Genomic DNA, 1,137 nt, shown 5'->3' on the forward strand with positions numbered 1-1,137 from the left:
GCAGAAGATGGAAAGGTTTTTGTCAAGTCAATTTCTTTAACCCTGATGAACAAGTAAGAGTGTAATGATGTTAATAAAGCTATTAAAAAAGACCTTTATAAAAATGGTTAAGAGGATCTTAGTAACGGCGGTGATTTGTACAAGTGTTGGAGCTATACAAGAAGTGCACGGCCAAACCGGTATTACCTCCGTTCCTTTTTTGAGAATTACCCCGGATGCGGCAAGTAGTGGTATGGGAAGCGCAGGGGTAACCTCATTGCGAGGAGTGAATGGTGGGTGGTATAATCCAAGCTTATTAGGCTGGCAGAGCCAGCCGAAAGTAGGGTTAACGCATGCGAACTGGCTGCCTGCTCTGAGTTTAGATTACTATTACGATCACTTATCGGCGGTCATACCTGTTGAATCAATTGGTGGTGTATTGGGGGGGAACGTAACCTATTTTAACTTAGGTGGGCAGATAACGCGCGATGCCCAGGGGTATACGATCGGTAGTTTTGCGAACTATGAAACGGCTGTTTCTTTATCGTATGGCCGTAGGGTTGGCCGGCATTGGGCAGTTGGAGCCTCGGGCAGCTATATACACAGCAGCTTGGCCAGCGGGCTTTCGGTTAACGGATTCCAGATCCGTCCGGGTCGTTCTGCCTCGCTGAGCCTTGGAGTGAGCTGGCGTTCGTTGCGCTATGAGTTTGGGAACTCGGAAGGGCAATGGCGCGCCGGGAGCTCCCTCTCGCATTTTGGAGCGGGCATAAAATATTTTGATGAGCAAACTCGTGACCCCCTTCCAATGACCTTAAGAGCTGGTATTGGAGCCGACCTGAGCGGTGGCGACCACCGGTTTACCGTGGCCGCTGACGTAAGTAAGCTGATGGCACGAACAGAGAGAAAAATACAGGATGGGGATAGCAGCTATGTGGCTATGGGGCCGTTTAAAGCATTGGTGAACAGCTGGGGGACCGTGCGCGTGCCCGGGCCATCGGGGGGGATGTCGGAGCTGACGTTAGGCGAACAATTGATGGCCGGTGTTGGGGTGGAATATGGGTTTAAGGAGTTATTTTTTGCCCGGGCGGGTTATTACCATGAAGATCCGGCCAATGGTGACCGGCAGTTTGTGAGTTTAGGGGCCGGTGTACAGCTGGC

General features: G+C 51.1%; 1 protein-coding gene. It reads left to right on the top strand.

What is annotated here, in order from left to right; all coding sequences use genetic code 11:
* Nucleotides 1–103: 103 nt before the first annotated feature.
* Nucleotides 104–1,137 (top strand): PorV/PorQ family protein (locus ACFSVN_RS04970; RefSeq protein ID WP_390299505.1); only part of this gene is annotated, 1,034 nt, incomplete at its 3' end.

Source organism: Gracilimonas halophila (assembly GCF_042684365.1).
In the GTDB taxonomy this organism is placed as follows: domain Bacteria; phylum Bacteroidota; class Rhodothermia; order Balneolales; family Balneolaceae; genus Gracilimonas; species Gracilimonas halophila.